The following is a 23,236-nucleotide window of genomic DNA, read 5'->3' on the forward strand; positions in this document are numbered from 1 at the left end:
ATCTAGGAAATGCGGTGAAGTGAATGAAATATATTGCAGGCATTGATATCGGGAATTCAACAACTGAGGTAGCACTGGCAACAACAGACGCACAAAATAAGCCGGATTTTGTTGCGAGTGCTATTTCTGAAACAACTGGTATCAAAGGAACAAAACAAAACCTTCACGGGATTTTTAAAGCATTAAAACTTGCTTTAGAAAAAGTAAATGCAACCACTGCGGACTTAATGGAAATTCGGATTAATGAAGCGACTCCCGTGATTGGTGATGTGGCAATGGAAACAATTACCGAAACAATTATCACCGAATCTACCATGATTGGGCATAACCCAAAAACCCCTGGTGGACTTGGCATGGGATCAGGTTTAACTGTTGTTTTGGATGAATTAGCTTCTAGGCCTAAAGAAGGGAGCTACATCGTTATCATTCCAAAAACAGTAGATTTTGAGGATGCAGCCATCGTGATGAATAAGTATAGCGAAAGTGGTTATCAAATAACTGCTGCTATCCTTCAAGCAGATGACGGTGTACTCGTTCACAACCGTTTAAATCATAAAATACCAATTGTAGATGAAGTTAGTTTTATTGATAAAGTTCCAGTAGGGATGTTAGCAGCAGTTGAAGTTGCCGCACCGGGTAAGGTTATTGAGACGATTTCTAATCCATATGGTATCGCGACAGTATTTCATTTAAGTTCTGATGAAACGAAGAATATTATTCCCGTCGCACGTGCTTTAATTGGAAACCGTTCTGCTGTCGTAATTAAAACGCCAGAAGGTGACGTCAAAGCTCGAACTATTCCAGCTGGACATATTGAGCTAGCGTCAGGAAGTCGGACGCTTCGAGTAAACGTAGCAGAAGGTTCTGAAAAAATTATGCAAGCAATTATGTCATTACCAAAACTGGATAATGCTAGTGGAGAACCTGGAACAAATATTGGTGGAATGCTGGAAAAAGTTCGGCAAACAATGGCCGGGCTCACTGCTAAACTTCCAGCAGATATTTTTATTCAAGATTTACTTGCTGTTGACACATTTGTTCCGATGAATGTACAAGGTGGGCTTGCAGGCGAATTTTCGATGGAGCAAGCTGTTGGGATTGCATCAATGGTCAAGAGTGATCATTTGCAGATGGCTGCTATCGCTTCTGAAATTGAGCGGGAATTAAACGTTGCTGTCAAAATCGGAGGAGCCGAAGCAGAAGCCGCAATTCTTGGTGCACTTACGACTCCCGGAACTAATACGCCACTAGCGATTTTAGATCTTGGTGCAGGTTCGACCGATGCCTCCATTATCAATGGTAAGGGAGAAATCATCGCAACGCATTTGGCGGGCGCTGGTGATATGGTAACGATGATTATTCAGTCGGAAATTGGTTTAGAGGATCGCTACTTAGCAGAGGATATTAAAAAATATCCACTTGCAAAAGTAGAAAGCATTTTCCATATTCGTCATGAAGATGGTACGGTACAGTTTTTCGATACACTACTTTCTCCAAGCGTGTTTGCCAAAGTCGTGATTGTAAAACCGGATGGCTTTGTGCCGATTCCTGGTGATGTCTCGATTGAAAAAATTAAATTAGTTCGTCGTTCTGCTAAAGAGCGGGTTTTTGTAACAAACACGATTCGCGCCTTAAAATATGTCAGCCCAACTGGCAATATTCGTGACATCCCATTTGTTGTCATTGTCGGAGGTTCCGCGCTCGATTTTGAAATTCCGCAATTAATTACAGATGCACTTTCACATTATTCGCTTGTAGCTGGGCGCGGGAATATTCGTGGTAAGGAAGGTCCAAGGAATGCAGTAGCAACAGGCTTAATACTTTCTAATAAGCGAGGCGATCAGCATGATTCCAGTGCTAAGTAAACCAGCAATTTACTTCCATGCGGACACAGATGCGAGTCCAGAAAGTATTAAGCAAGTTTTATTCGGAATAGAAGAAGAAGGCATTCCTTGTGAGTTAGAAATCAAGCCCTTGAAAGATGAAGTAGAGGCAGCATTTCGAGCTTCTGCGAGTTCACCACTCCTAGTTGGAGTTACGCTGAAAAATGATCATTTAGTGATTCATTATCGTAATTTGCCACCAGATCAACCGCTTTTTTCAGCGTATCGTTTCGAAGCAAATACTAGCGAAGAAAAACGCAATATGGGAATGAATGCGGCACGGCTCGTCAAGGGTGTACCTTTTAAATAAGGAGGTGAAGGAATGCATCAAGCAATTGGTATTATCGAAATTAAAGGACTCGCTTCCGCAATTACTGTGGCCGATACAATGGCGAAAGTGGCAAATATCGAATTAATTGGCACCGAAAAGGCAAAAGGTTTTGGCTGGATTATGGTGAAAATCGAAGGAGATGTCGCGGCAGTAAATGCAGCTCTCGAAGCAGGGGAACAAACCGCTTTAGCATCAGATAGCTTTGTTGCTAAAAAAGTCATTCCTCGTCCAGGAGAAGAAATTTTTACCGTATTTTGGCCAAAAGAAGAAGTGCCAGAAGTAATACAACCTGAACCAGAAGTTGAACAAGAACAACTAGCTGAGCCCGAAGTAACGGCAGAAGCTACTTGTAATTTATGTCAAGATCCAGCTTGCCCACGGGTAAAAGGGGATCCTAGACAAGATTGTATCCATTTTGAAGAAGAAAAATAAACCCAATTTTGAGGAGGAAATATAATGAATAATGCACTTGGAATGATCGAAACTAAAGGACTTGTTGGCGCAATTGAAGCAGCTGACGCAATGGTAAAAGCTGCAAACGTATCACTTGTAGGTTATGAAAAAATCGGTTCTGGACTTGTAACAGTTATGGTACGCGGTGATGTTGGCGCAGTAAAAGCAGCCACAGACGCAGGGGCAGCAGCAGCTCGTAATGTTGGAGAAGTACAATCTATCCATGTTATCCCTCGTCCTCATAACGATGTAGAAACATTGCTACCAAAAGGTCTGTAAACCGTGGAAAGAGAAGAATTAAAAAGTCTGATTAAAAAAATAGTGGCAGATAAAATAAATGGTGCGGAAACAGAGATTCCAATTGGAGTCTCTAACCGCCACATTCATCTGACAGAATCGGACTACAACCAACTATTCCCGAATGAGCCAATTCAAGTGAAAAAATGGCTAAAACAACCAGGCGAATTCGCAGCAGAACAGACGCTTACGGTTGTTTCTGATAAAGGCGAATTAAAATGTGTTCGAATTTTAGGACCGTTGCGGAAATTTTCGCAAGTAGAACTTTCTAAAACGGATGCGAGAATGCTTGGTTTACAAATTCCAATTCGTATTTCCGGTGATATCGAAGGCACACCAGGAATTAAATTAGTTTCCAAAACGCGTGAATTAACTTTACCAAAAGGTGTCATCGTTGCGAAACGTCATATTCATTTGCCAGAAAATGTAGCAGCTGAATACGGCGTAAAACAAGGCGATGAAGTTTCTGTGGAAGTTGGTTCAGAATTAAGAAGCCTTATTTTGCATCATTGCACGATTCGGGTAAACAATCAGTTTATTCCCGAAATGCACATTGATACAGATGAAGCGAATGCAGCAGACATTGCTGGCAATGCTTTTGCAAAAATTATCAAGCCGTGACAGTTAAGGAGGTGTGAAAATGGATGTTTTACAAAGAGCAAATGAACGGATGGAAGAGCTCGCAGCATTGATGAATAAAGATATTATCCAACCAGTTGCTGAGGGAACAAACGTGAAAGTTGGCGTCGATTTAGGAACTTCCTCGATCGTTTTTGTTGTATTAGACGAAGAAAATGTCCCGCTATTTGGTGCTTTTGAATTTGCTGATGCTGTAAGGGATGGGCTTGTTGTTAATTACCGGGAATCAGTAGAGGTAGTAACCCGACTGAAAGAAAGGGCAGAGCAGTGTCTTGGGATAACACTTACACATGCTTCTGGAGCTATTCCACCTGGAACGGTAGGTAACAATAAAAAAGTAGTTGCCAATGTTATCGAAAGTGCTGGCATGGAAGCTCTTTATACGATTGATGAACCAACTGCTGCTGCCGCTGTACTAGATTTGAAAGATGGGGCTGTAGTAGATGTCGGTGGTGGTACAACCGGAATTAGTGTTTTTCAAGACGGAAAAGTGATTTATACCGCAGATGAACCAACCGGGGGAACGCATATGACCCTTGTTCTTGCAGGATATTATAGCGTCTCCGTAGAAGAAGCAGAACAAAATAAACGAACTAAAAAAGATTCTAGTGAACATTTTTCGGTGATGCGTCCGGTAGTTGAAAAAATGGCAGAAATCACGCGAGTTCATCTCGAAAAATCGCCCTCGGAACCACTTTTTATTGTTGGCGGTGCCTCAGCCTATAGTCAGTTTAAAGGTACATTTGAAAGCTATTTGAAAATGCCTGTTTTCCAACCAAATTATCCACAATATGTTACGCCGCTTGGTATTGCAATGAGTTCAGGGAGCGGAAAGCCATGATAGAAAAATTAGTGAAAATTATCGTTGCGCGCTTAATGGCCCGTGAAGCAAACCGAGCTTCGATACCTGTTTCCAAAATGCCGCGGGATCCAGTTGCCCTTTTTATCGAAAGCGGGACAGTTCGGTTAACACAAGTCAATCAGCATTTCTTAGAACGATTGCTTAGTGGAAATCGTCCCGGGTATTTAACTTGCTGGATAGAAAAAGCGGCGGAATACGATGTTACTTTGGAATTGGAACTTTTTGATAGCGGGGAACCTTGGCTTGACTACCAAATGTTAAACCAAATATCGTTACCAATTTTTAGTATTACCGGAGAACAACTCGTTCATTCCACAGGGCGGGTAATTTGTTACAGCGATAGCGCAATAATTCCAAGCGGAAGTACACTTTGCAAAAATAAAAAACAGCTTGTTACACCGCTTGCAAAAGAATTTTTAATCAAAAATAATATTGCAGTGCGGGAAAGGCAGTGACGTAATGTTTATGGCAAAAATTACCGGAAGTGTAGTTTCCACAAAAAAAGAGGAATCGCTTGTAGGTAAAAAATTAATGATTGTACAACCCGTTGATGCAAACGGAGAAAATGTTCGCTCAGAAGAAGTAGCATGTGACTCAGTTGGCGCGGGAATTGGCGAATACGTCCTCGTTGCTCGCGGAAATGCTGCTAGAAGTGTTTTTATGGAACCAAATAGTGCAATTGATTCGGCGATTATTGCAATTGTCGATAGTTTTGATAAGTAAGGAGTGAATAACTCGTGAGTATTTATACAAAAACTGGTGATAAAGGAACCACTGCGCTATTTGATGGTAGTCGTGTAAAAAAGTATGACGATCGCGTAGAGACGTATGGCTCTTTTGATGAACTAAATGCAGAAATTAGTGTTGCTGAAAAATTTGTGACTTCTGCTGAAAATAAAACGTTACTTCGAAATATCGAACGGCAATTGTTTTATGTTTGCGCAGAGCTTGCGACAGAAAACGAAGCAGTCCTTGCTAGCAAAATCATCATCACACAAAATGACATAAGTGTTTTAGAACAAGTAATTGATACTTACACCGCAAAACTACCAAAAGTAGATAGCTTTGTTTTGCCAGGTTCTAGTACAGCGGGAGCATTTCTCCATAGTGCGCGCACAATTGCCAGACGCGCGGAACGATTATTAGTTCGTTTTGCTGAACAAACTCCGGTTAGAAAAGAGCTACTTCAATTTGTAAATAGATTATCTGATTGCTTGTACATCGTGGCTAGAGAAGAAGATTTCAGGCAAATGCTTGATAAAGCAACCAAATTAATTGTTGCCAGGTACTTAGAAATAACCGAAGAAAAACAGCCCATTACGGCAAATCTATCCTTCTCTTTTTGTGAAAATTTGATGCATAATGTTTGTGCCGTTTCTGAAGAAGAAGGCGTTCCGGTTACACTTGCGGTTGTTGATGCGCACGGAAATACAAGATTTAACTACCGGATGGAGCATGCTCTCCTCGTCAGTGCAGAACTTGCAACGAAAAAAGCCTACTCAGCAGTAGCAATGAAAACAAGCACAGAAAATTTAACAGAAGCAGTCCAACCTGGTGCCGCACTTTACCAATTAGAAACTTTAACGAATGGTGATATCGTTACTTTCGGTGGGGGGGTTCCGCTGTACGCAAAAGACGGAACAATAATTGGTGGGATTGGCATTAGTGGCGGATCAGTGGAGCAAGATATCCGCATTGCGAAAAAAGCATTATCAATGATAGAGAAGGGGTAATTCAGTATGGAATCATTAGAACTCGAACAACTGGTGAAAAAAGTTCTCTTAGAAAAATTAGCAGGACAAAACGAAGAAACACCAAAAAAACCAAGCCAAGGTGCCAAAAGTGGCATTTTTGACACAGTGGATGAGGCAGTTCAAGCAGCAGTAATTGCGCAAAACTGCTACAAAGAAAAGTCGCTAGAAGACCGCAGAAATGTAGTAAAAGCAATTCGCGAAGCACTTTATCCGGAAATCGAAAATATTGCGACACGTGCGGCTGCTGAAACAGGTATGGGTAATGTAGCCGATAAAATTTTGAAAAATACGTTAGCAATTGAAAAAACACCAGGAGTAGAAGATCTCTATACAGAAGTAGCTACTGGCGATAATGGTATGACGCTTTATGAACTTTCTCCTTATGGTGTTATTGGTGCTGTTGCTCCAAGTACGAATCCAACAGAAACATTAATTTGCAACACAATTGGAATGCTTGCAGCTGGAAATGCAGTTTTTTATAGCCCGCATCCAGGTGCAAAAAATATTTCGCTTTGGTTGATTGAAAAACTAAATACGATTGTTCGTGAAAGCTGCGGAATCGATAACCTAGTCGTTACAGTAGAAAAACCATCTATTCAAGCAGCACAAGAAATGATGAATCATCCAAAAGTTCCGTTACTAGTTATCACTGGCGGCCCTGGCGTTGTTCTTCAAGCGATGCAATCCGGTAAGAAAGTAATCGGAGCAGGCGCTGGAAATCCACCGTCTATCGTAGACGAAACAGCGAATATCGAAAAAGCAGCTGCAGATATCGTTGCGGGCGCATCTTTTGATCATAATATTTTATGTATCGCAGAAAAAAGCGTAGTAGCAGTGGACAGCATTACTGATTTTCTATTATTCCAAATGGAAAAAAATGGCGCCTTTCATGTTACGAATCCAAGCGATATTCGCAAACTGGAAAAAGTGGCGGTTACCGAAAAAGGCGTTACCAACAAGAAGTTAGTTGGTAAAAGCGCTTCGGAAATTTTAAAAGAAGCAGGGATAGCATGTGATTTTACCCCTCGATTAATTATTGCTGAAACAGATAGATCCCATCCATTTGCAACGGTAGAACTGCTAATGCCAATTGTTCCAGTTGTCAGAGTGGCTGATTTTGATCAAGCACTTGAAGTAGCACTTGAGTTAGAACAAAGCTTGCATCATACGGCAACAATGCATTCGCAAAATATTTCTAGACTGAACAAAGCAGCAAGAGATATGCAAACTTCTATTTTTGTGAAAAATGGACCATCGTTTGCTGGACTTGGCTTTGGAGGAGAAGGTAGTGCGACTTTCACTATCGCTACCCCAACAGGTGAAGGAACTACTACAGCGCGACACTTTGCTAGACGCCGTCGTTGTGTTTTAACAGATGGTTTTTCGATTCGTTAAGAGGAGGCACACGTAAATGAAAAGCTTTCAAATCAAGACAAAAGTTACTTTTGGTACAAATAGTTTACAAGCATTAACAGAAATTAAAAATAAAAATGTTTGGGTAATTTGTGATCGGTTTTTGGCAGACGGCGAGGGATTACAAGGCTTAGTTGGCAAACTAGATGCTTCGAACAATGTGCATATTTTTACGGATGTTGTTCCTGATCCACCCATTTCCAAAGTGGCGAATGGCGTTAGTGAAGCTGGCAAAATTCAGCCACAAATAATGATTGCTTTTGGTGGTGGTTCAGCGATTGACACAGCAAAAGGAATTTATTATTTTGCTAAACGATTGGAAAAAATCAATATTGATACTTTTATTGCTGTCCCAACAACTAGCGGAACTGGTTCAGAAGTAACAGCTGCAACCGTTATTACTGACCCAACCACAAAAATAAAATACCCGTTATTCCTTGATGAGTTGATTCCAGATATGGCAATTCTTGACGCGCAACTTGTTGTCACCGTGCCACCTACTATCACTGCAAATACAGGAATGGACGTATTAACGCATGCGATTGAAGCCTATGTCTCAAAAGAAGCCAATGACTATACAGATGCGCTAGGTGAAAAAAGTGTTCAGTTAACATTACGCTATTTAACGAGCTGTTATGATGATGGGCGAAATCTTCATAATCGAGAAAAAATGCATAATGCTTCGACCATGGCTGGAATGGCATTTAACTGCGCTAATCTTGGTTTAAATCATAGCATTGCGCACCAATTAGGAGCTCAATTTCATGTACCGCACGGTTTAGCAAATGCAATTTTACTCAACGCTGTTATTCGTTTTAATGCATTTAAAAACCGAGAAACCGAGCAGAAATATGCTGAAATGGCGGGGATTTGTGGTATTGCTTCTAGATCTGATTCTAATGAAACTGCGGTTAGATTGTTACGCGGGAGAATCACTTCCATGATGGAACATATGCAAATGCCGCAAACATTAACAGCTGCAGGTGTGGCTAAAGAAAAAGTCTATGCCAAAATGGATGAAATAGTGACGAATGCTCTTAAAGATGCTTGTTTGCCAACGAGTCCTACGACACCAACACATCAAGAACTAAAAGAAATTTTAGAACAAATAATTTAGAGATACATGAAAAAGGAGGATAAACTATGTCAGCATATTTGGCGGAATTTATTGGTACGATGGTTTTGATTATGTTTGGGAACGGGCTTTTAGCAGGACTGAACTTGAATAAATCTTTATCGCAAGGAGCGAACTGGGTTGTTGTAACATTTGGTTGGGGGTTTGCAGTAATGATTGGGGTTTATATTGCTGGATCTTACAGTGGTGCTCACTTAAATCCGGCGGTAACAATCGCACTGGCAGTAGGTGGAACGTTCCCTTGGGCCGATGTTATTCCTTATATCATCGCACAAGTTGCCGGCGCATTTGTCGGAGCATCTATCGTTATTTTACATTACTATCCGCACTTCAAAGCAACACCACAAGAAATTGATACACATGGTATTTTCTCTACCGGACCAGCAATTCGTAATACACCATTCAACTTAATTAGTGAAATAATTGCTACTTTCGCCTTTATTTTCGGTTTACTGATGATTGGTGCAAATAGTTTCACAGATGGTTTAAACCCGCTAATCCTTGGCTTCTTAGTAGTGGCAATCGGAATGAGTTTCGGACCAACTACAGGTTATGCAATTAACCCAGCACGTGATTTCGGACCAAGACTTGCCTACTTCTTACTACCAGTTCCAAACAAAAGCGGATCTGACTGGCGCTATGCCTGGATTCCAATTGTAGGACCAATTATTGGTGGTTTACTTGCCATTGGACTTTATAACATTTTACTATAAAAAAATAACTTGGAGTAAACGACTAATTCGTTGTTTACTCCTTTAAAGATTAGAAAGGACGGATTAGTATGCAAAAAATGATGGCGATAAACGCAGGGAGTTCTTCACTGAAATTCCAAATTTTCGAAATGCCAGGAGAAGAAGTCTTAGTGAAGGGCTTAATTGAAAGAATTGGATTACCAGGAGCCATATTCAACATGTCCTTTCAAAACGAAAAAATCAAAGAAGTTTGTAAAATAAATAATCACGCTGAAGCAGTTGAAACGTTATTAGAACAGTTAAAAACACATCAAGTAATTAACGATTTATCCGAAATTGCTGGCGTGGGTCATCGTGTGGCACACGGCGGAGAAGGTTTTGTGAAGTCATGTGTGGTAACAGATGAAGTAGTACAAGGAATTGAAGCTGTAACAAGTCTTGCTCCGTTACACAATCCAGCTAACATTATTGGGATTAAAACCTTCCGTGAATTACTGCCAGAAGCTATTTCAGTGGCAGTTTTTGATACCGCTTTTCATCAAACCATTCCTGAAGAAAATTTCTTATATGCACTTCCTTACGAACTTTATGAAAAACATCATATTCGAAAATACGGTTTTCACGGAACAAGTCACCAGTATGTAGCTGGAAAGGCAGCAGAAGTTCTTGGAAAACCTTTAGAAAAATTAAAAATCATTTCTTGCCATTTAGGTAATGGGGCTAGTGTTTGTGCGATTGAAGACGGAAAATCAGTGAACACATCAATGGGCTTCACACCAAATGCAGGCTTGATGATGGGAACACGTTCTGGTACAATTGACGCGACCATTATCCCGTATTTAGTGGATGAATTAGGCTACAGCTTGGATGAAGTTGTTCAGATGATGTCTAGTGAGTCTGGCGTTCTTGGCGTGTCTGGAATTTCTAGTGACTTTAGAGATATCGAAGTTGCTGCAGAAAAAGGAAATACGCGTGCACAGTTAACTTTAAGAATGTTTACAGGACAAATTTGTAATTACATTGGTGCTTATGCTTCGGCGATGAATGGCTGTGATGCGTTACTATTTACGGCAGGGGTAGGAGAAAATTCACCGCTAATTCGTAAAATGGTGACAGAACAGTTAAGCTATCTTGGGGTAACATGTGATGTGACAAAAAATAATGCGGGTGATATGATAATTAGCAAAAATGATCAAGCGGTAAAAGTTTGCATTATTCCTACGAACGAGGAACTAATGATTGCTCGAGATGTAGAAAAATACGCAAAACAACCGACAAGATAGGAGCGGTTTTGGGTGAAAATAACGACGGCTGCGCACGGGGGCAACTACGGCGAACTTGCGAAAAAGCAAGGACTGACGAAAGAAATGGTGCTTGATTTTAGCGCAAATATTAATCCGCTGGGAGTTCCAGCTAGTTTAAAAACGAAGATAACAGAAAATCTGGACAAACTTGTGGAGTATCCTGAGCCGGATTATTTGGCGCTCCGTGAACGTATTGCGTCGTTTCATCAGCTTGAAATCACCAATGTCGTCCCTGGTAATGGGGCGACGGAATTAATTTTTGGAATAGCAAAAGTAACGAAGACGCAAAGAGTTCTTTTACTTGCGCCTACTTTTGCGGAATATGAACGCGCTTTTTGTGAGGCGGAAATTATTTATGCTGAGCTTTCCAAAGAAAATAATTTTGCCGCTTTTGAAAAAGTGTTAGAAACGATCAAACGAGAACCAGAATTAGCTGCGGTCTGTTTATGCAATCCGAATAATCCTACTGGGCAATTAATTAGCCAAGAAGAGATGCGGGAAATTGCCGATTTATGTGAAAAAAGAAACATATATTTAATTATTGACGAAGCTTTTATGGACTTTTTAGAAGCAAGCGAAGAAATTTCAATGATAAATTATTTAGCTGAGTACCAACAGCTTGTAATCATTCGCGCTTTTACGAAGTTTTTTGCTATCCCGGGTTTACGATTAGGTTATCTACTTACAAAGAACCATTTTATTGCGGAACAATTACTACAAATTCGTGAACCATGGTCAATTAATGCTTTTGCTGATATAGCTGGTCAATGCTTATTTGACGATAAATCATACATCCGACAAACGTATCGCTGGCTTTCTCGGGAACGCGCTTTTTTGTATCAAGGACTACAGCAGTTTCCGGAACTTACTGTTTATGAGCCGAGCGTGAATTATATCTTTTTTCATTTAGAAGAAAAATTCGATTTGCGAAAAGCCTTATTACAGCAAAAAATCTTCATTCGCAGTTGCGCTAATTATCAAGGGCTTTCTGAGAGCTACTACCGTGTCGCTGTCAAAAGTCGCGCGGATAATGAACAACTTTTAAAGGCGCTTGAGGTGATTTTTAATGGAAATTAAAGCGAAATGCCCGGCTTCTTGTGGGGAGCTTTTGCAAGGGTGGATAGAGGGGAGCGAAAAATTGATTTCGTATCCAATTAACTGGTTTTCTGAAGTTACTCTGTCTGACAGACTAATCGTAAACAAAACGGGTAATACGAAAGCATGGCTCGCTTTTCAACAAACTTGCGAGTACTTTGGTGTGCCAGAAAACGAGCGTCCACCCGTGTCACTCCAAGTTAAATCAACTATTCCAGTAGCGAAAGGGATGGCTAGTTCTACCGCTGATATTGCGGCAACAATTGGTGTAACAGCAAATTGGTTACAGCAAACAATCACAGAGGCGGAAATTGCCAAGCTTTGTTTGCAACTAGAACCAACTGATAGCACTATTTTTCAAACATTAACGCTTTTTGACCATCTAAAAGGGGCGACGATTCGCTCAACAGAATGGTTACCAAAACTAGGGGTAGTTGTTTTAGAACCACTTACGATTATAGAAACAGCGATATTTAGACAAGAAAGTCACCAAAACCAACTTTTGCAAAATGAAGCGAGTTTAGCTCGGGGATTTGCGCTTTTTGAACAAGCCAACCGCCAACAAAAGGTAGATTTACTTGGAGTTGCAGCAACGATTAGCGCCGAATGTAATCAAGCCATTTTACCGAAACCTTTTTTCAAAGAAATGTTAGAGGTGGTTGAAAAGTTGGATTTGCCGGGTTTAAATGTGTCGCATAGTGGGACGGTTGTTGGTTTATTATACGAGCAACAAAAAATCGATCCACTAGAAATATTATTTGAGTTAGAACGGCGCTACGTCACGACTTTTTACAGTAGATATTATTTCCGGGAATGGACAACTGGGGGAGTACAAATTATTTCGTAAGCTAAATTTGTCTTGCACCGCGACGAATTTATGCTATAATAACGTTGATAAACGAATTCGTTCATACAAACAAATAGATACTGGAAGTCTGGTGAAAATCCAGCACGGTCCCGCCACTGTAAGGAGTTAGACACTCTAAGTCAGGTCTTTTATCTACTTGTTTTAACTGGTTGTACTGCTTCGAGGCAAAGCAAGTACAATTCTTGGTTCCAGTGTAGTTGTCTCACTGGGGCTTTTTTATTTGTTTTTAAAACAAATAAGCCCACTGTAAAGGTTTTGGTGCCGAGAAGTGACCGAATTAATCGTTTATCAAGCACCATACGCACAAAGATGTGCACCGCTAAAGTTATAGTGGGCAATGGTCTTTTCAATGTTGAAAAGAGGGATACAAGGAACGTATCTACATTGCCTATTAACAAAAAAAGATTTGACATTTCCACTCGTTTGGTTTTTAATAAAGTGGACAAATAAAATATTTTACGGTACAAAGGCGTACTGTTTACTTAGCAAAGAAGCTTTGAGTTTGAAGAGGAGAACCCTCTACTCAAAGCTTCTTTTTTTTAGTTTTAAAAAATTAGGAGGTAATCTCATGCAAAAAGTTAGTTTTAAAACAGATCTTTACATTGGCCAAGGAGCAACAGATCGTTTACTAGATTTTAAGGACAAGCAAATTTTTATCGTCACAGATCCATTTATGGTTAGTTCTGGCATGATTAATGCGATTACAGAAAAAATTGACAAATCGAATACATACACCATTTTTAGTGAAATCATTCCTGATCCGCCGATTGAAAACGTGGTAGCTGGCATCGAAGTTTTAAACCAGTGTGATGCGAATTTAATGATTGCGATTGGTGGCGGATCAGCTATTGATGCGGCGAAAGCAATGAAATTTTTCGGACAAAAACTTGGTACGGTACGAGCGATGCCATTTATCGTAATTCCAACAACAAGTGGAACTGGTTCAGAAGTAACTAGTTTTTCCGTTATTACCAACAAAGAAAAAGCCATTAAATATCCACTTATTACTGATGCTATTTTGCCAGATGAAGCAATTTTAGATGCGGATTTAGTAAAATCGGTACCACCAGCAATCACAGCAGACACTGGGATGGATGTATTAACACATGCCTTAGAAGCTTATGTTTCAACTAAAGCCAATGATTATTCTGATGCAATGGCAGAAAAAGTAATTCAATTGGTTTTCACTTATTTAGAACGTGCGTATAAATATGGGAATGATTTAGAAGCTCGCGAAAAAATGCATAATGCTTCTTGTCTTGCTGGAATGGCCTTTAATATTACATCACTTGGGTTAAACCATGGTATCGCACATACGGCAGGAGCTAAATTCAAAATCCCACACGGCCGGATGAACACGTTGCTTCTACCACATGTTATTAGCTATAATGCTGGACTAACAAGTGATTTTGGTAACAATCCAGATAACCGCGCAGCAGAACGTTACACAGCGATTGCGAAGTTACTTAAAATGCCAGCGTCAAACACAAGACTTGGCGTGCGTAGCCTAATCAATGCGATTAAACAACTCCAAAAGAAACTTAATATGCCAACGACTTTGACTGAATGTGGTATTAGCCGAGCAGACCTAAATGAAAATATCACGCAAATTGCAGAAGGTGCGCTAAACGACGGATGTACTGCAACGAACCCAAGAACACCTACAGAAACAGATGTAAGTGCCATCTTGGAAAAAATGCTCGCTTAAATTTAGGTTAATTATGGTTGTGAAATAAATAACCTATTGACATCGTTTTCATGCTACCTTATAATAGAATCGAGCACAAAGACGTGTGGATAATAAATATAGCAGAGCAACGGGGCTCCCTCAAAAATATTACACAATATTTTTAAGGGGCTCTTTCTATTTTCTTGGAGATTTTTTCTCTAGCTCTTTGACTCTTTCGCTCAAGTAAATGCTTCTAAATAGTGGTACGTATTTTTAGTACATATCAACTAATAGCAGAAGAAGAGGACGTGACAGGAATGAATGGAAGAATTGTAATAGCCGATGATGAACCTATTACAAGAATGGATATCCGGGACATACTGGAAGAAGCGAACTACAATGTTGTAGGGGAAGCAACAGATGGTTTTGAAGCAATTGAACTTTGCAAAAGCCATCAACCAGATCTTGTTATCATGGACATTCAAATGCCACTCTTAGACGGTTTGAAAGCAGGAAAACGAATTATTTCAGAAGGTTTAGCCGGTGGAATAATTTTACTTACTGCATTTAGTGATCCTAAAAACACCGAAAAAGCAAAAGGTTTTGGAGCACTTGGTTATTTAGTAAAACCGCTCGATGAAAAAAGTTTGATTCCAACAGTTGAAATGAGTATTGCCAAAGGACGCGAAACAAGAAAATTAGAACAACAACTAGAAAAATTAACCAAAAAACTAGAAGAACGAAAAGTGATTGAAAAAGCTAAAGGTGTGCTTATGATTGAGAATAATATCACAGAAGAAGAAGCATACAACATGATTCGCAACTTAAGCATGGATAAACGATGTCCAATGATGGAAATCGCAGAAACGATTGTGATGAGTGATGACTAAAACAATCAGAGAAATGTGTTTACGTTATACAGATTTAGCTGAATATGATATTGATGAATTAATGCATACAGCGGAGTCACTTAGCAAGTCTTCCATGTATCAAGATGTCGATGTTTTTATTGATGTCTACAACAAGTTAACTAGTGAAGCGCTTGTTATTCACCACACACCACCCAAAACAACCAAATCACTTTATAAAAATAATGTCGTCGGAGAAACTGCCTTGCGTAGTAATGAGCCGGGTGTACTCAGAACGCTTGAAACAGGAATGAACTCCAACGATTTACTCGCGAAAACACAAGAAAATGTGTTGATTCGCCAAAAAGTTTATCCAATTCGCAATAAGCAACGCGTTATCGCTGTTTTGATTTTGGAAAACGACATTAGCGCAGAAATTAAAGCTCATTTTGAAATTGGTAACGAGGACATGGCTTATCGAGATGTATCTACTACGCTTTCTGCAATGAGTAAATTAACGGATTCGATAACCGATCAGCTAGACGATGCAATTTTAATTTTTGACCGAAATGGTATTTTGCAACAAAAAAATTACGCAGCCGACCAGTATTACGAACGACTTGGTTATATGGAAAATATCCACGGAATGCATTATGATAATTTGTCGCTTGATCAAATGATGTTTGATGCAATCATGTATCAAATCGAAACTGGCAAGCAACCAATTCAGTTAAAAAAAGAGGTCGTCATTGCAAATAATTATTTCATTATGAAGCAAATTTTTGTTAAAGAAGATGACGAGCAAGAATGCAGATTTATTCTTATCTTGCATGATATTACCGACATTAAAGTAAAAGAAGCGGAAATCGTATCGAAGTCAGTCGCGATTCGTGAAATTCATCACCGTGTAAAGAATAACCTTCAATCAGTCGTATCGCTGCTCCGAATTCAAGGGCGTAGATCTACTAGTGTGGAAGCACAAAAAATTCTAAATGAAAGTGTCAGCCGAATTTTAGCCATTGCTGCGACACATGAACTGTTATCGAAGCAAATGGAAGACGGCATTAACCTTTACATGGTGATTGAAACAGTCGCTTACAACGTGGAAAGATGTTGTACCGACTGTCCGAAAATAGCGGTCCGGATGGATATTGATAAACGAATTTATTTGGATAGTGATCGAACCGTCGCACTTGCTCTAGTCATGAATGAATTACTACAAAATTCTTATGACCACGCATTTCATCCAAGTGAATCAGGCGAAATTTTACTTCAAATAAAAGAAGAAAAAAATATTATTCACGCCGAAGTAAACGACAATGGACATGGCTTCAACGTTCGAAAAGTATCTGAGAAGAGCCTAGGACTTTCGATTGTAAAAAGCTATATTAAAGACAAACTTCGCGGCAAAGTAACGATCGAATCAAATGAACATGGAACCAAAACAATGTTTGATTTTAAATACAATTCTATCCATGCTACAAAGAAGTAGCTATGAAAAAGCGATGAAGCTTAAAGCCAAGTAACGATACTGTTATTTGTCTTTAAGCTTTTTCTTTTTGGAAAGAAAGGAGTGAGAGGGTTGGCGGAAACAATTTTAAGTGTAGGAATTGACCTTGGAACCTCGACCACGCAACTGATTTTATCCGAACTAGAAATTCAAAATATGGCATCAAGCTTTACCGTGCCACGAATTGTGATTTCGGATAAACGGATCATTTTCAGAAGTGAAATATTATTTACCCCGATACTTGCGGACAACTTAATTGATGTAGAAGCAATTCGTGATTTTGTTACGAAGGAGTATGCAAACGCTGGTATTAAAAAAGAAGAAATTGGCATGGGCGCGGTCATTATTACAGGGGAAACAGCTCGAAAAGATAATGCCAGTAACGTTCTCGACGCAATGAGTGGTTTTGCAGGGGATTTTGTCGTTGCAACTGCTGGGCCAGATTTAGAAAGCATCATCGCCGGAAAAGGAGCAGGAGCACATACCTATTCCAAAGAAAATAATACAGCAGTAGTGAACCTGGATATTGGCGGCGGGACGACAAACTTATCCTTATTTGACCGCGGTGAACTCATTGATACGGCGTGTTTGGACATTGGCGGTCGGTTAATCAAAGTTGACCGTGAAACCAAAAAAATTACTTATATCGCACCAAAAATTCAAGCTTTAATTGAAAAAAGACACTTTCCGATTGCACTTGGTGACATCACTTCCCCAGAAAAATTAGCGCCAATTTTAGATGAAATGGTAGAGCTACTTAAAAATAGTGTTGGACTTGGTGAGCCCAATGATTACTATGAAACCATCATCACCAATAAAGGTTTAAAACGCGCCAATGAAATTGATTGCATTTCGTTTTCAGGTGGGGTGGCAGATTGTATCGCAACGGGTGCTTTAAATGATCCATTTAGATACGGGGACATTGGCCTCTTACTAGGAAAGAAAATAGCTGAATCTAGCTTGATGACTGAAAAAAAGTATATCGAATCTGTCGAAACCATACGAGCAACTGTGGTCGGAGCCGGTTCACATACAGCTGAAATTAGCGGAAGTACAATCACTTACACCGAGAAAATTTTCCCAGTGAAAAACATTCCGATTTTGAAACTTGCCAAACAAGAAGAAAAAGAGAATATGGCAGAAATCATCCAGGAAAAACTCAACTGGTTCAAAATAGATAATGAAATGGAACGGATTGCCCTCGCGATTGAAGGCGAGAATAGCCCTAGTTTCCAAACAGTAACAGCGTACGCAAAAGCGATATGTGACGGGATGCGAGAACCAATTGCACTCGGTCATCCGCTCATTATCATTACTTGGCACGACATGGCAAAAGCGCTCGGACAAAGTATTTTCGGGTATTTACCAGCGGATTATCCACTAATTTGCCTAGATAGTGTCAAAGTCGACAATGGTGATTATATTGATATAGGAAAACCAGTTGCTGACGGGAAAGTACTACCAGTAGTAGTAAAAACCTTAGTCTTTAACTGATCCATAAAACTGCTTTAATTTTGAGAGGAGGATTTATCGAATGATTTTAAAAACGAATTTATTCGGCCATACATACCAGTTTAAATCCATCACTGATGTGTTGGCAAAAGCAAACGAAGAAAAATCAGGCGATCGCTTAGCCGGAGTTGCTGCTGAATCTGCAGAAGAACGTGTAGCTGCCAAAGTAGTGCTTTCTAAAATGACGCTTGGTGACTTACGAAATAATCCTGTTGTCCCATACGAAACGGATGAGGTAACTCGTATTATTCAAGATCAAGTAAATGACCGTATCCATGATTCCATCAAAAATTGGACAGTGGAAGAATTGCGGGAATGGATTTTAGACCATAAAACAACAGATGCAGACATTAAAGGTGTTGCACGCGGGCTTACATCAGAAATTATTGCCGCTGTAACTAAATTAATGTCCAACCTAGATTTAATTTATGGCGCAAAAAAAATCCGTGTTATCGCACATGCAAACACAACAATCGGCCTTCCAGGTACATTCTCTGCCAGACTACAACCAAATCACCCAACTGATGATCCAGACGGCATCCTTGCTTCATTAATGGAAGGATTAACATATGGTATTGGGGATGCGGTAATCGGACTTAACCCAGTAGATGATTCTACCGATAGCGTTGTTCGTCTACTAAATAAATTTGAAGAGTTCCGTAGCAAATGGGACGTACCAACACAAACTTGTGTCCTTGCCCATGTAAAAACACAAATGGAAGCAATGCGACGCGGCGCTCCAACAGGACTCGTGTTCCAATCAATTGCCGGTTCTGAAAAAGGAAATACTGCTTTTGGATTTGACGGAGCAACCATTGAAGAAGCTAGACAATTAGCCCTTCAAAGTGGAGCTGCAACTGGACCAAACGTGATGTATTTTGAAACAGGTCAAGGTTCTGAACTTTCCTCTGATGCCCATTTCGGCGTCGACCAAGTAACGATGGAAGCTCGTTGTTACGGTTTTGCGAAGAAATTTGATCCATTCCTAGTTAATACCGTAGTTGGATTTATCGGACCAGAGTATTTATATGACTCAAAACAAGTTATCCGAGCTGGTCTTGAAGATCACTTTATGGGTAAATTAACTGGCATTTCAATGGGCTGTGACGTTTGTTACACCAACCATATGAAAGCGGACCAAAATGACGTAGAAAACTTATCTGTATTATTAACAGCAGCTGGATGTAACTTTATTATGGGAATTCCACATGGTGATGACGTTATGCTTAATTACCAAACAACTGGTTACCATGAAACAGCTACATTACGCGAAATGTTTGGCTTAAAACCAATTAAAGAATTCGATGCTTGGATGGAAAAAATGGGCTTCAGCGAAAATGGTAAATTAACTAGCCGTGCTGGAGATGCATCTATTTTCCTAAAATAAGGAAGGGAGGAACAAAGCGATGAACGAACAAGAATTAAAACAAATGATTGAAGGCATATTAACCGAAATGTCTGGCGGCGGAAAAGCGACCGAAACAGAGTCAGTTATGCATACAAAAGCAGTTACTGAAACGGTTATAACAGAAGGAAGCATTCCAGATATTACCGAAGTAGACATTAAAAAACAATTACTTGTCCCAGAACCAGCTGACCGCGAAGGCTATTTGAAAATGAAACAAATGACCCCTGCTAGACTTGGTTTATGGCGTGCAGGTCTACGTTACAAAACAGAAACAATCCTTCGTTTCCGCGCCGATCATGCGGTTGCGCAAGATTCCGTTTTCTCTTATGTTTCCGAGGATTTAATTAAAGAAATGAATTTCATCCCAGTTAATACGAAATGCCAAGACAAAGATGAATACTTAACTCGTCCAGACTTAGGCCGTGAATTCTCCGATGAAATGGTCGAAGTTATTCGCGCAAACACAACGAAAAACGCTAAATTACAAATCGTTGTTGGTGATGGACTTAGCTCAGCAGCTATCGAAGCAAACATCAAAGATATTTTGCCATCCATTAAACAAGGATTAAAAATGTACAACTTAGACTTCGATAACATCATTTTTGTTAAACATTGTCGTGTACCATCTATGGACCAAATTGGTGAAATCACTGGCGCTGATGTAGTTTGCTTACTTGTTGGGGAACGTCCTGGACTTGTAACTGCAGAATCTATGAGTGCGTATATTGCTTACAAACCAACAATCGGCATGCCAGAAGCTCGTCGTACGGTTATTTCCAATATACATAGCGGCGGAACACCACCAGTTGAAGCCGGAGCATATATTGCGGAACTAATCCACAATATGCTAGAGAAAAAATGTTCTGGAATTGATTTAAAATAAACTAATTAGAGGAGGAAACTTCATGAAAAATGATAAATTACCTGCATCCGTTTTAAGTGTCAAAGTGGTATCTAATGTAGACAATGGTTTATTCAAACAACTTGACTTAAAACCGCATCAAAGAAGTCTGGGTATTATTACATCAGATTGTGATGATGTAACTTATACAGCCCTTGACGAAGCAACAAAAGCAGCAGAAGTAGATGTTGTTTACGCGAAAAGCATGTACGCTGGTGCTGGAAATGCATCCACTAAATTAGCTGGTGAAGTAATCGGTATTATTGCCGGACCAAGCCCTGCTGAAGTAAAAAGTGGCCTTTCTGTAGCTGTAGACTTCATCGAAAATGGTGCTAGTTTCATCAGTGCCAACGAAGATGACAGTGTTCCTTATTTTGCTCACTGTGTTTCAAGAACTGGTACGTTCCTTTCCAAAGAAGCAAATGTTGCAGAAGGTGAAGCGATTGCATACTTAATCGCACCTCCACTAGAAGCAATGTACGCACTAGATGCAGCACTTAAAGCCGCTGATGTAACGATTGGTACTTTTTATGGTCCGCCGTCCGAAACGAACTTCGGTGGTGCATTATTAACTGGTAGCCAATCTGCATGTAAAGCTGCTTGTGACGCATTTAAAATGGCAGTAGAAAACGTGGCTGAAAATCCACTTCAATATTAAGGCGGTGCTGAAAAATGCCAAATGAAGCACTTGGTTTAATTGAAGTTACAGGTTTTCTAGGTGCTGTAGTTGCCGCAGATACTTGTTTAAAAGCAGCCAATGTCGAACTAATTCAGTGTGAAGTCATTAAAGGTGGACTAACAACCGTTGAATTAACTGGCGATGTTGGTGCGGTAAACGCAGCTATTGAAGCAGGAAAAGCAGCAACAGAAAGCTTAGGTTGCCTCGTTTCTAGTCATGTGATTGCAAGAATGAGTGAGGAAACTAAATCACTCTTTGTCCCTCCAGAGCAAGAAAAAGAAGAAATAATTCAAGAAGTAATCAAAGAAATCGCAGAAGTAACAACAATCACAGATTCAACGGAACAAAAACTTCGCGAAATGAAAGTCATTGATTTAAGGAAACTTGCTTACACATTAGATAATGTGCCTATCCCAAAAAGCAAGATTAAATATGCGAACAAAGAAAAACTTGTTCACGCACTAAAAGATATTTATGGAAGGAGTGAAAACTAGTGGCACTAGAAGATAAAGATTTGCGCTCTATCCAAGAAGTTCGTAACCTCATTGCATCAGCTAACACAGCACAAAAAGAACTTGCTGCAATGAGCCAACAACAAATCGATACCATTGTAAAGGCAATAGCTGATGCTGGTTATGACGTCCGCGAAAAACTCGCAAAAATGGCTCATGAAGAAACTGGCTTCGGAATTTGGCAAGACAAAGTAATTAAAAACGTCTTCGCTTCAAAACACGTCTACAATTACATCAAAGATATGAAAACCATTGGTATGTTAAAAGAAGATAATGAAAAACAAGTAATGGAGGTTGCAGTTCCACTAGGCGTCGTTGCTGGATTAATCCCGTCAACAAACCCTACTTCAACTGTCATTTACAAAACACTCATTTCGATTAAAGCTGGAAATAGTATTGTATTTTCTCCACATCCGAATGCACTTAAAGCAATCCTTGAAACAGTAAAAATTATTAGCGAAGCAGCTGAAAAAGCAGGCTGTCCAAAAGGTGCGATTAGCTGCATGACAGTTCCAACAATTCAAGGAACAGATCAATTAATGAAACATAAAGATACAGCAGTTATCCTTGCGACAGGTGGTTCTGCCATGGTAAAAGCCGCTTATTCTTCTGGAACTCCAGCAATTGGAGTAGGTCCAGGAAATGGCCCAGCCTTTATCGAACGTAGTGCCAATATTCCTCGAGCAGTTAAACATATTCTTGATTCAAAAACATTCGACAATGGAACAATTTGTGCTTCTGAGCAATCAGTCGTTGTTGAACGAGTGAATAAAGAAGCCGTGATAGCTGAATTTAGAAAACAAGGTGCGCATTTCTTATCCGATGCAGAAGCGATACAACTAGGTAAATTCATTTTACGCCCAAATGGCTCAATGAACCCAGCAATCGTAGGTAAAAGCGTACAACATATCGCGAACCTAGCTGGACTAACTGTTCCAAGTGACGCACGAGTACTTATTGCTGAAGAAACAAAAGTTGGCGCGAAAATCCCTTATTCTAGAGAAAAATTAGCCCCAATTTTAGCATTCTATACAGCTGAAACTTGGCAAGATGCTTGTGAACTTAGCATGGATATCCTTTATCATGAAGGAGCTGGACATACATTAATTATCCACTCTGAAGATAAGGCAATTATCCGCGAATTCGCACTGAAAAAACCAGTTTCCCGTCTGCTTGTAAATACACCAGGAGCACTTGGCGGAATTGGCGCAACAACTAACTTAGTACCTGCTTTAACACTCGGTTGTGGGGCAGTTGGTGGAAGTTCGTCGTCTGACAATATCGGGCCAGAAAATCTATTCAACATCCGCCGTATCGCAACAGGAGTTAGAGAATTAGAAGACATTCGTAAAGAAGAAAACCAAGCAACATCTGAACTTCCGGCTGATGCAGACGCACTCATCCAGAGTTTAGTCGAAAAAGTTTTAGCTGAATTAAAATAAAAAATAAAACACTAATTGGAGGAATTTTA

Annotated in this window: 24 protein-coding genes and 1 riboswitch; all 24 genes read left to right on the forward strand. The window is 39.9% G+C overall.

Going from position 1 to position 23,236, the window contains the following annotated elements; all coding sequences use genetic code 11:
• Positions 1–23: 23 nt before the first annotated feature.
• The 24 genes from CKV67_RS05595 (at position 24) to CKV67_RS05710 (ending at position 23,207) form a co-directional block, all read left to right on the forward strand.
• Entirely contained in the window at positions 24–1,865 is a 1,842-nt protein-coding gene (locus CKV67_RS05595) for a diol dehydratase reactivase subunit alpha (RefSeq protein ID WP_014092549.1), read from the forward strand.
• Positions 1,846–2,193 carry a glycerol dehydratase reactivase beta/small subunit family protein gene (locus tag CKV67_RS05600; protein WP_014092550.1) on the forward strand — a complete coding sequence of 116 codons (348 nt, stop codon included), beginning with the start codon at positions 1,846–1,848 and terminating at the stop codon, positions 2,191–2,193. Before CKV67_RS05595 ends, CKV67_RS05600 begins: the two co-directional genes overlap by 20 nt.
• Before the next feature lie 12 nt (positions 2,194–2,205).
• A complete protein-coding gene (locus tag CKV67_RS05605; RefSeq protein WP_014092551.1) occupies positions 2,206–2,646 on the forward strand; it encodes a BMC domain-containing protein in 441 nt (146 codons plus the stop codon).
• A gap of 24 nt (positions 2,647–2,670) precedes the next feature.
• Positions 2,671–2,946 (forward strand): propanediol utilization microcompartment protein PduA, encoded by a 276-nt coding sequence (pduA, locus tag CKV67_RS05610; protein WP_003719364.1) that lies wholly within the window; start codon positions 2,671–2,673, stop codon positions 2,944–2,946.
• 3 nt (positions 2,947–2,949) lie between these two features.
• Positions 2,950–3,585: a phosphate propanoyltransferase gene (locus CKV67_RS05615; RefSeq protein ID WP_014092552.1), complete on the forward strand. Its 636-nt coding sequence runs from the start codon at positions 2,950–2,952 to the stop codon at positions 3,583–3,585.
• A 19-nt stretch (positions 3,586–3,604) separates the two neighbouring features.
• Positions 3,605–4,444 (forward strand): ethanolamine utilization protein EutJ, encoded by an 840-nt coding sequence (gene eutJ / locus CKV67_RS05620; protein ID WP_014092553.1) that lies wholly within the window; start codon positions 3,605–3,607, stop codon positions 4,442–4,444.
• On the forward strand, positions 4,441–4,920 hold the full coding sequence (pduM, locus tag CKV67_RS05625; RefSeq protein WP_014092554.1) for a PduM family microcompartment protein: 480 nt from the start codon (positions 4,441–4,443) through the stop codon (positions 4,918–4,920). Before eutJ ends, pduM begins: the two co-directional genes overlap by 4 nt.
• A 4-nt stretch (positions 4,921–4,924) precedes the next feature.
• On the forward strand, positions 4,925–5,188 hold the full coding sequence (locus CKV67_RS05630) for a EutN/CcmL family microcompartment protein (RefSeq protein WP_003752051.1): 264 nt from the start codon (positions 4,925–4,927) through the stop codon (positions 5,186–5,188).
• Between the two features lie 14 nt (positions 5,189–5,202).
• Positions 5,203–6,198, forward strand: coding sequence for a cob(I)yrinic acid a,c-diamide adenosyltransferase (locus CKV67_RS05635; RefSeq protein WP_014092555.1), 996 nt, complete (start codon positions 5,203–5,205; stop codon positions 6,196–6,198).
• A gap of 6 nt (positions 6,199–6,204) precedes the next feature.
• A complete protein-coding gene (locus CKV67_RS05640) occupies positions 6,205–7,614 on the forward strand; it encodes an aldehyde dehydrogenase family protein (protein ID WP_025279884.1) in 1,410 nt (469 codons plus the stop codon).
• 16 nt (positions 7,615–7,630) lie between these two features.
• The gene (locus tag CKV67_RS05645) at positions 7,631–8,749 is read left to right on the forward strand and encodes a 1-propanol dehydrogenase PduQ (RefSeq protein WP_014092557.1); all 1,119 of its coding nucleotides are present in this window, start codon (positions 7,631–7,633) and stop codon (positions 8,747–8,749) included.
• A gap of 26 nt (positions 8,750–8,775) precedes the next feature.
• The gene (locus tag CKV67_RS05650) at positions 8,776–9,480 is read left to right on the forward strand and encodes an MIP/aquaporin family protein (protein ID WP_025279885.1); all 705 of its coding nucleotides are present in this window, start codon (positions 8,776–8,778) and stop codon (positions 9,478–9,480) included.
• A gap of 68 nt (positions 9,481–9,548) precedes the next feature.
• Positions 9,549–10,742 carry an acetate/propionate family kinase gene (locus CKV67_RS05655; RefSeq protein WP_014092559.1) on the forward strand — a complete coding sequence of 398 codons (1,194 nt, stop codon included), beginning with the start codon at positions 9,549–9,551 and terminating at the stop codon, positions 10,740–10,742.
• Positions 10,743–10,754: 12 nt separating this feature from the next.
• A complete protein-coding gene (gene cobD, locus CKV67_RS05660) occupies positions 10,755–11,840 on the forward strand; it encodes a threonine-phosphate decarboxylase CobD (RefSeq protein ID WP_014092560.1) in 1,086 nt (361 codons plus the stop codon).
• Complete coding sequence (locus tag CKV67_RS05665) at positions 11,830–12,705, forward strand: GHMP family kinase ATP-binding protein (protein ID WP_014092561.1); 876 nt, start codon at positions 11,830–11,832, stop codon at positions 12,703–12,705. Before cobD ends, CKV67_RS05665 begins: the two co-directional genes overlap by 11 nt.
• A 55-nt stretch (positions 12,706–12,760) precedes the next feature.
• Positions 12,761–12,910, forward strand: a riboswitch (adenosylcobalamin (AdoCbl) riboswitch).
• A 384-nt stretch (positions 12,911–13,294) separates the two neighbouring features.
• Positions 13,295–14,434: a 1-propanol dehydrogenase PduQ gene (locus tag CKV67_RS05670; RefSeq protein WP_014092562.1), complete on the forward strand. Its 1,140-nt coding sequence runs from the start codon at positions 13,295–13,297 to the stop codon at positions 14,432–14,434.
• Positions 14,435–14,703: 269 nt separating this feature from the next.
• On the forward strand, positions 14,704–15,285 hold the full coding sequence (locus CKV67_RS05675) for an ANTAR domain-containing response regulator (RefSeq protein WP_003724712.1): 582 nt from the start codon (positions 14,704–14,706) through the stop codon (positions 15,283–15,285).
• Positions 15,278–16,735, forward strand: a complete 1,458-nt coding sequence (locus CKV67_RS05680; RefSeq protein ID WP_014092564.1) for a sensor histidine kinase — start codon at positions 15,278–15,280, stop codon at positions 16,733–16,735. Before CKV67_RS05675 ends, CKV67_RS05680 begins: the two co-directional genes overlap by 8 nt.
• Positions 16,736–16,825: 90 nt before the next feature.
• Positions 16,826–18,247 carry an ethanolamine ammonia-lyase reactivating factor EutA gene (gene eutA, locus CKV67_RS05685; protein ID WP_014092565.1) on the forward strand — a complete coding sequence of 474 codons (1,422 nt, stop codon included), beginning with the start codon at positions 16,826–16,828 and terminating at the stop codon, positions 18,245–18,247.
• 40 nt (positions 18,248–18,287) lie between these two features.
• Positions 18,288–19,652 carry an ethanolamine ammonia-lyase subunit EutB gene (locus CKV67_RS05690; protein WP_014092566.1) on the forward strand — a complete coding sequence of 455 codons (1,365 nt, stop codon included), beginning with the start codon at positions 18,288–18,290 and terminating at the stop codon, positions 19,650–19,652.
• A gap of 19 nt (positions 19,653–19,671) precedes the next feature.
• Positions 19,672–20,556 (forward strand): ethanolamine ammonia-lyase subunit EutC, encoded by an 885-nt coding sequence (eutC, locus tag CKV67_RS05695; RefSeq protein WP_025279887.1) that lies wholly within the window; start codon positions 19,672–19,674, stop codon positions 20,554–20,556.
• A 22-nt stretch (positions 20,557–20,578) separates the two neighbouring features.
• Positions 20,579–21,232 carry an ethanolamine utilization microcompartment protein EutL gene (gene eutL / locus CKV67_RS05700; protein ID WP_014092568.1) on the forward strand — a complete coding sequence of 218 codons (654 nt, stop codon included), beginning with the start codon at positions 20,579–20,581 and terminating at the stop codon, positions 21,230–21,232.
• 14 nt (positions 21,233–21,246) lie between these two features.
• Positions 21,247–21,747, forward strand: coding sequence for a BMC domain-containing protein (locus tag CKV67_RS05705; protein ID WP_014092569.1), 501 nt, complete (start codon positions 21,247–21,249; stop codon positions 21,745–21,747).
• Positions 21,747–23,207, forward strand: a complete 1,461-nt coding sequence (locus CKV67_RS05710) for an acetaldehyde dehydrogenase (acetylating) (protein ID WP_014092570.1) — start codon at positions 21,747–21,749, stop codon at positions 23,205–23,207. Before CKV67_RS05705 ends, CKV67_RS05710 begins: the two co-directional genes overlap by 1 nt.
• The last annotated feature ends 29 nt before the right edge of the window (positions 23,208–23,236 follow it).

It is taken from the genome of Listeria ivanovii subsp. ivanovii (genome assembly GCF_900187025.1).
Taxonomy (GTDB): domain Bacteria; phylum Bacillota; class Bacilli; order Lactobacillales; family Listeriaceae; genus Listeria; species Listeria ivanovii.